This is a genomic window from Fannyhessea sp. (assembly GCF_986145555.1).
In genome coordinates this window covers 1-7,542 of record NZ_CFRCNA010000036.1, presented here as the reverse complement: position 1 = coordinate 7,542, position 7,542 = coordinate 1, and the positions used below count along the sequence as shown (strand labels likewise).

8 protein-coding genes are annotated in these 7,542 nt (G+C 43.0%); all 8 read left to right on the top strand.

The genetic code is table 11. The features are described from left to right. Positions 1 to 83 precede the first annotated feature (83 nt). Positions 84 to 1,148 carry an L-ascorbate 6-phosphate lactonase gene (gene ulaG, locus AC5GD6_RS05840; protein ID WP_006302299.1) on the top strand — a complete coding sequence of 355 codons (1,065 nt, stop codon included), beginning with the start codon at positions 84 to 86 and terminating at the stop codon, positions 1,146 to 1,148. Positions 1,149 to 1,189: 41 nt separating this feature from the next. Beyond that, positions 1,190 to 1,639, top strand: a complete 450-nt coding sequence (locus AC5GD6_RS05835) for a PTS sugar transporter subunit IIA (RefSeq protein WP_048597197.1) — start codon at positions 1,190 to 1,192, stop codon at positions 1,637 to 1,639. A gap of 71 nt (positions 1,640 to 1,710) precedes the next feature. Beyond that, on the top strand, positions 1,711 to 3,186 hold the full coding sequence (ulaA, locus tag AC5GD6_RS05830) for a PTS ascorbate transporter subunit IIC (RefSeq protein WP_311438870.1): 1,476 nt from the start codon (positions 1,711 to 1,713) through the stop codon (positions 3,184 to 3,186). A gap of 128 nt (positions 3,187 to 3,314) precedes the next feature. Next, positions 3,315 to 3,614 carry a PTS sugar transporter subunit IIB gene (locus AC5GD6_RS05825; protein ID WP_006302303.1) on the top strand — a complete coding sequence of 100 codons (300 nt, stop codon included), beginning with the start codon at positions 3,315 to 3,317 and terminating at the stop codon, positions 3,612 to 3,614. Between the two features lie 40 nt (positions 3,615 to 3,654). After that, positions 3,655 to 4,293, top strand: coding sequence for a 3-keto-L-gulonate-6-phosphate decarboxylase UlaD (locus AC5GD6_RS05820; protein WP_006302304.1), 639 nt, complete (start codon positions 3,655 to 3,657; stop codon positions 4,291 to 4,293). A 46-nt stretch (positions 4,294 to 4,339) separates the two neighbouring features. Further along, on the top strand, positions 4,340 to 5,197 hold the full coding sequence (locus AC5GD6_RS05815) for an L-ribulose-5-phosphate 3-epimerase (protein WP_048597195.1): 858 nt from the start codon (positions 4,340 to 4,342) through the stop codon (positions 5,195 to 5,197). Continuing rightward, positions 5,187 to 5,960, top strand: a complete 774-nt coding sequence (gene araD, locus AC5GD6_RS05810; RefSeq protein WP_048597194.1) for an L-ribulose-5-phosphate 4-epimerase AraD — start codon at positions 5,187 to 5,189, stop codon at positions 5,958 to 5,960. Before AC5GD6_RS05815 ends, araD begins: the two co-directional genes overlap by 11 nt. A gap of 219 nt (positions 5,961 to 6,179) precedes the next feature. Next, positions 6,180 to 7,542, top strand: a 1,363-nt coding sequence (locus AC5GD6_RS05805) for a phosphoketolase family protein (RefSeq protein WP_491846441.1), incomplete at its 3' end; no start/stop codon positions are given.

The following is a 7,542-nucleotide window of genomic DNA, read 5'->3' as shown; positions in this document are numbered from 1 at the left end:
GTTAAACAATCATAAAAACACATTGTCTGCATATTTAAACGTTCATATAATTAAGCTAATTTCATCAAGAGAAAGGAATGCATATGAGTGCTATCGATGAGATTACGAGAGATTCGTGGCTCAATAAGACGTTTCCCGAGTGGGGAACGTGGCTTACCGAGGAGATAGCTCAGGCTAAAGTTCCAGAAAAAACACTGTCTATGTGGTGGTTAGGCAACATGGGTATCTGGATCAAATCAGATCACGGCACTAATGTTGTCATTGATATGTGGAACCAAACAGGAAAACAAACCATTGGTTCTGGTCATATGAAAAAAGGCCATCAAATGATGCGCATGAGCGGTGTGCGCAACTTACAACCCAATCGTCGTAATCAACCGTTTGTTATTGATCCATTTGCAGTTCGTGATATCGATGTTTTATGTGTAACGCACTCACATTCAGACCATCTTGATCAAACAACCGCTGCTGTTGTAACACGTAATTGCCCTAATGCTACCTTTGTAGGTCCACAAGATGTTGCCGACAAATGGATTGCATGGGGAGTTCCTGCAGAGCGCATTGTTGTTCTTCACCCAAATGAAAGCGTTAAAGTTAAAGACGTTGAGGTAAAGGCTCTTGAGTCGTTTGACCGTACCATGTTGCTTACCGTAGACGATCCTAATGAGTCTCTTAAAGGTAAGCCTGTTCGCGATATGAATCAACTTGCTCTTAACTACCTTGTTAAAACTGACGGTGGTAACGTTTACCACGCAGGTGACTCTCACTACTCCAATATGTACGTAAAGCACGGTAAAGAAAACAAGATTGATATTGCCTGCGTTGCATATGGCGAGAACCCAATTGGTATTACCGATAAATTAACCTCCTCTGATGTTCTTAAGGTTGGAGAAGCTCTTCAGACTAAGGTTATTATTCCTACGCACTACGACATTTGGACCAACTTTATGGCCGATCCTAAAGAAATTCTTATGCTTTGGAAATATCGTAAAGATCGTATGCAGTACAAATTTAAGCCATTTGTATGGCAAGTTGGCGGTCGTTATGACTATCCTGGCGACACTGATCACATGGAGTACATGTATGACCGTGGTTTCCACGATGCGTTTGATTATGAGACTGATCTTCCATATGACGCATTCTTATAAGATGAGCCGTACCGTGAACTTCAACCGGATGTGAGTGTGAAATGCTTAAATATTTTTATGATAACAATCTTGTCTACTACGCCGAAAAACAGCCTCAAGACTGGAAAGAAGCTATTCGTATGAGCTGCAAGCCTTTGCTTGACAACCATATGATTGAGCCAACCTATGTTGACACTATTGTTCAAAACGTTGTAGACAACGGCCCTTATATTGTTATAGTTCCTGGCATTGCAATGCCTCACGCGCTTGCAACTGCTCCGGGAGTTTTGGGAACAGGAATCGCATTTACTAAGTTTGAAGCTCCTGTTACGTTTTATGATCCCGCCACAAAAGAGGAGCCGCAGGCACAATTGTTCTTTACGCTTGCTGCAAAAGACTCTGATGAGCATCTTAAAAACATTCAGCGTCTTATGGATCTTTTGATGGACGAAGAAAAGGTTGAGCAACTTAAAGCTACTCATTCTTTAGAAGACTACAAAAAGCTTTTGTAGTTTAAACATTGGTGGTAATTGCACAAGTGGTGCAAAGGAGTATATACGTCGTTTAAGACAAAGGAGGCACAATGGATATTGCAGGAATTTTATTAGCATGTTGGTCGTTCTTTGCTAAAAATATTCTTACCCAACCGCAGTTTATGATTGGTTTTATCGTACTGATCGGTTATATCCTGCTTAAAAAGCCCTGGTATGAATGCTTAGCAGGCTTTTTAAAGGCAACATGTGGATACTTGATTTTGTGTGTAGGTTCAGGCGGCTTGGTCAAAAACTTCCGTCCTATTTTGGTTGGTTTGAGAGACCGTTTTAACTTAAGCGCAATGGTTATCGACCCATACTTTGGTCAAAATGCAGTAACCGCAGGTGTTGAAGAAACATTTGGTCGTATGTTCGGCGACGTTATGTTGCTTTTGTTATTCGCATTTATTATCAACATCATTGTTGTCCGCTTTAACAAACTTACTAAACTTCGTGCTATCTTTACCACAGGTCACGTACAAGTTCAGCAAGCATCTACTGCGTTCTGGATTATTTTGTTCTGCTATCCATTTATGGGTCGCTGGGAAATCTTGGCAATCATGTCAGTTATCTTGGGTCTGTACTGGGCTGTAGGTTCAAACCTTACCATTGGTATTTGCCAAGACTTAACTGATGGTGGTGGCTTTGCTGTTGCTCACCAACAGATGTTTGGTTTAACGTTCTTTGCTAAAGTTGCAGAACTCTTTAAGCCTAAAGATGGTAAAGAGCCTAAGCGTATGGAAGATGTTGAGCTTCCTGGTTGGCTTTCAATCTTCAACGAGAACATGGTTTCAACTTCTATCTTGATGCTTTTGTTCTTCGGTATCATTTTGGCTGTTTTAGGCAAGGATTACCTTGTGGCGCTTAAAGCACTTAAACCTGAAGATGACTTCTTCTTCTACATTCTTCAAACCAGCTTGTACTTTGCTGTTTATCTGGCAATCTTACAACTTGGTGTTCGTACCTTCGTGGGCGAGCTTACCGAGAGCTTCCAAGGTATCTCTAATACCATTCTTCCAGGTGCCGTTCCTGGTATCGATATTGCAGCAACCTTTGCATTTGGTTCACCAAACGCTGCAACTATCGGCTTCTTGGCTGGTGCTGTAGGACAATTTATTACCATTGCCCTTCTTATTGTTTGCCAGTCACCAACCATTGTTATCGCAGGCTTTATTCCAGTCTTCTTTGATAACGCTGCTATTGGTGTATTTGCCAATAACCGTGGTGGTTACAAAGCCGCACTTGTTTTGCCTTTCATTTCTGGTGTTGTTCAAGTTTTGGGTTCAGCGCTGTTCGCAAGCTGGATTGGTTTGGCTGCATACGGTGGATACCTTGGTATGCTCGACTGGGCAACGGTATGGCCAGTTGCAACCCTCGTTATGAAATACCTTCCATTCGTTGGTATTGCAATTGTTATCGTTGTTCTGCTTGCTATCCCACAACTTCAATACCGCGCTAACCCCAAGGGTTACTTTATGCAGGTAGAGGATTACGAAAAATACAAAGCAGAATTCAAAAAGGCATAAGCTTTAGCGTCTTTACTTTGTATGTGTTGATTTAAGTGCGTGCTCATAGGGTGTTTGTTGAGCACCTGAGCACGCGCTTTTGTTTGAATTGCGTTTGATACGCGCACTGTTTATTTTAGGAGGATATCATGCGTGTTTTGGTTTCTTGTGCTAATGGTTCTGGAACTTCTTTAATGCTTTTGCAAACGGCTACTAAGGCTCTTACCGCTTTAGGATACAAGGTTACCGCAAGCAATCACACCTCTATTGCCGAGGGTAAAAGCACCGCTAAAAGTTACGACGTTGTTTTCACACCACTTAACTTTGTAAACATGTTTGACGACGCTGCTAAACAAGGCGTTACCGTTATTGGTGTTCGCAATGTTATGAGCGTTCCCGAGTGCAAACAGCGCATCGAAGAAAGCGATCTTAAGAGCAAAAATCTTTAATTAACACCAAGAAATTAAGAAATCTCAAAAGGAGTAAATTATGGCATTACCTATGCTTCAGATAGCGTGCGATCACAATGATTTACCAAGCGCATTGGCAGACATTAAAGCAGTTGGAGACGTAGTAGACATTTTGGAAGTGGGAACCATCCTTATTCTTCAAGAAGGTCAAAAAGCTATCAAATGCTTTAGATCAATGTATCCTAACAAACTGATTGTTGCTGATCCTAAATGTGCTGACGCAGGTGGAACTGTTGCTAAAAATGTTCACGACGGTGGTGCCAACTTTATGACATGCATTTGTTGTGCAACACTTCCTACCATGGCTGCAGCCGCTAAAGAGGTTGACGCTGTTCAGGTAGAACTGTATGGTGACTGGACATTTGAGCAGGCACAAGGCTGGCTTGATACGGGAATTGAGCAGGCAGTATACCATCAAAGCCGCGATGCTTTACTTGCTGGTCAAACTTGGGGCGAAAAAGACCTTACCAAGATTAAAAAACTTTGTGACATGGGCTTTAAGGTATCGGTAACTGGTGGTTTGAATGTCAACACACTTGAGCTGTTCCGCGGCATTCCTGTATACACCTTTATTGCAGGCCGTGGTATTACGCAGGCTCCAGATCCTCGTCAGGCTGCTGTAGACTTCCAAAACAAGATTAAAGAAATTTGGGGCTAATAACCCATACGCTCATAATGAGTCATGAAGAGATTGGACGTGCAATATGGCACATTTAGGCATTTATGAGAAGGCTTTGCCTAAGAATGTTTCTTGGAAAGATCGTCTTTTACTTGCAAAAAAACTTGGCTTTAATTTTGTAGAAATGTCAGTAGACGAGACTGACGAGCGCTTGGCTCGTCTTGATTGGACAAAGCAAGAGCGCAAAGAGCTTATCGATGCTGAATACGAAGTTGGCCTTAAGGTTTATTCCATGTGTTTAAGTGGTCATCGTCGTTTTCCGTTTGGTTCAAGCGATCCTGAGGTTCGTAGCCAAGGTTTACAAATTATGAAAAAAGCCATAGACTTGGCCTCTGATTTGGGCATACGTAATATTCAGCTTGCTGGATATGATGTGTACTATGAGCCAAAGACGCTTACATCGCGTGCTTACTTTATGGAAAACCTGCAAAAGGCTGTTGCAATGGCTGCTGAAAAGCAAGTGATGCTTTCGATCGAAATTATGGACGATCCGTTCATTAATTCGGTTACCAAGTTCAACAAAATTAAAAAGCAGATACATTCTCCGTGGTTGCAGGTATACCCCGACCTTGGAAATTTGAACGCGTGGCCTGAAAACGATGTTGAAGCCGAACTTGAATTAGGTATCGATGAAATCGCAGCTCTTCACGTAAAAGATACGCTTAATGTAACCGATACCTTTAAGGGCAAATTCAAAAACGTTCCCTTTGGTGAGGGTCAAGTAGACTTTTTGGGCTGCTTTAAGACCTTAAAGCGCCTGGGATATAACGGAACCTTTATGCTTGAGATGTGGAGCGAAACCTCCGATGATCCCGAGGCTGAAATCAAGAAAGCACTTGCCTATACTTTGCCGATCTTCAAGGAGGCAGGCTATGAGTTTTAATAGCGAACAGTTGCTTCATTGTCGCGAAGTTGAAGCTATGTGCGAGCGCGTTTGCGCGGCAAATTGTCGCTTGCCAGAGCTGGGATTAGTTACGCTTACCTGGGGAAATGTTGCTGAGGTTAATCGCGATTTAGGCGTTATTGTCATTAAACCTAGTGGTGTACCTTACGAAACTATGAAGCCTTCCGATATGGTAGTAACAACATTGGACGGCAATGTTTTGGGCGAGCACAGTCTTCGTCCTTCGTCTGATTTACCAACAGACGTTGTACTCTTTAGAGAGTTCCCTCAAATCAACGCTATTACGCACACACATAGCGTTCAGGGCGCTGCATGGGCGCAGGCAGGGCGTGACGTGCCGGTATATGGAACAACGCATGCAGATAATTTTTACGGCCCTATTCCGTGTACGCGCGATTTAACTCAACAAGAGGTTGAAGAAGCATACGAAGAAAACACGGGCAAGGTCATTGTAGAAACCTTTAGGACTCGTAATATCGATCCTGTTGCTACACCAGGCGTTCTTGTGCGTAATCATGGAACATTTTCATGGGGAAACACTCCTATGAAATCTGTTGAGGTGGGTAAGGTTATCGAAACCGTTTGTGATATGGCTGAGCGCACCGAAGATCTTATGGGTCGTGTGCGTCCAAGTGCAGGCGAGCAGCCTTTTGAGCCGATTCCTCAGTATTATCTTGATAAGCACTATTTTAGAAAACACGGTGCTCATGCATATTACGGACAACCTGGCGACGCTCATTAGTACCTTGTGCATTGTAGGTTGTTCTGCTAGTTTTTCACTGCAATATTGTGGTAGTTGAGGATATGCAAATAAAAGGTGCCAGAGTGTTTTGGCACCTTTTATTATGAATAAATCTATTATGAATGGATTGTGTAAATCGATAAAAACCGCGCAACTTTCAACTAGTAAAACGTTTTATCACTTAGAGTTAGATGTGTAAAAAAGTATAAGGAGGACAATATGGGTCAACCGGTATTGGGTACACCGTGGCATAAACTCGGGAAGTCTGTATCTGAAGAAGAACTTGAAGCTGTTGATAAGTATTGGCGTTGTGCTAATTACTTGTCTATTGGACAAATTTATTTACGCAGCAACCCTTTGATGAAGGGTGATTTTAATCGTGACGATATTAAATATCGTTTGGTAGGCCACTGGGGAACTACGCCAGGCTTAAACTTTTTGTTTGGTCACGTTAATCGTCTTATTCACGACCACAACCAAAATACGGTTTTCTTAATGGGACCAGGTCACGGCGGACCTGCTGGTACCGCGCAGTCACTTTTGGACGGAACATACACCGAAACCTATCCGCGCATTACAAAAGACGAAGCAGGCTTGCAAAAGTTCTTCCGTCAATTCTCATATCCAGGAGGTATTCCTTCGCACTATGCGCCCGAAACACCTGGTTCTATTCATGAGGGTGGAGAGCTTGGTTATGTATTGTCACACGCGTATGGTGCTGTTTTGGACAATCCATCGCTATTGGCTGTAGCTGTAGTAGGCGATGGCGAATCAGAAACCGGTCCTTTGGCAACAAGCTGGCAAACCAACAAGTTCCTTGATCCACTAACCGACGGTATTGTGTTGCCAATTTTACATCTTAACGGCTATAAAATTGCTAACCCATCAATTTTGTCGCGTATTAGTGGCGAAGAACGCGATGAATTCTTCCGTGGTATGGGATATCACCCCTATGTGTTTACAGCTGGTTTTGATGATGAAGATCATTCGTCTATTCACCGTCGTTTTGCGGCCCTTCTTGAGACGGTATTCGATGAAATTTGCAATATTAAGACTCGCGCTCAAGCAGGCGAAGAGGCTCGTCCTGCGTATCCTATGATCGTGTTCCGCACTCCTAAAGGATGGACATGCCCAGCTTATATAGACGGTAAAAAGACCGAGGGTTCTTGGCGCGCTCATCAGGTGCCTTTAGCATCTGCTCGTGATACCGAAGCTCACTTTGAGGTTTTGAAAAATTGGATGAAATCCTATAAACCTGAAGAGCTTTTTGACGAAAACGGTGCAATTAAGAGTGATGTTGTTGCGGCTATGCCTCAAGGCGATTTAAGACTTGGTGCTAACCCCAACGCAAATGGTGGTAAGCTTCGCCATAACCTTGATCTTCCAGATGCAAAAGACTTTGCTGTTGATGTAGAAAAAGGTGGCCATGGCTGCGGTGCCGTAGAGGCAACACGTGTGTTAGGCGATTTTACGGCCGAAGTAATTAACAAGAACCGTGATTCGTTCCGTATTTTTGGGCCCGACGAAACTGCTTCAAACCGCTTACAGCCGTCCTATCGTGTAACCGATAAACAATGGTTTG

Excerpts from the sequence above, each read along its gene's own strand:
- ulaG (WP_006302299.1), top strand. The coding sequence starts at position 84 with ATGAGTGCTATCGATGAGATTACGAGAGATTCGTGGCTCAATAAGACG.
- AC5GD6_RS05835 (WP_048597197.1), top strand. The coding sequence starts at position 1,190 with ATGCTTAAATATTTTTATGATAACAATCTTGTCTACTACGCCGAAAAA.
- ulaA (WP_311438870.1), top strand. The coding sequence starts at position 1,711 with ATGGATATTGCAGGAATTTTATTAGCATGTTGGTCGTTCTTTGCTAAA.
- AC5GD6_RS05825 (WP_006302303.1), top strand. The coding sequence starts at position 3,315 with ATGCGTGTTTTGGTTTCTTGTGCTAATGGTTCTGGAACTTCTTTAATG.
- AC5GD6_RS05820 (WP_006302304.1), top strand. The coding sequence starts at position 3,655 with ATGGCATTACCTATGCTTCAGATAGCGTGCGATCACAATGATTTACCA.
- AC5GD6_RS05815 (WP_048597195.1), top strand. The coding sequence starts at position 4,340 with ATGGCACATTTAGGCATTTATGAGAAGGCTTTGCCTAAGAATGTTTCT.
- araD (WP_048597194.1), top strand. The coding sequence starts at position 5,187 with ATGAGTTTTAATAGCGAACAGTTGCTTCATTGTCGCGAAGTTGAAGCT.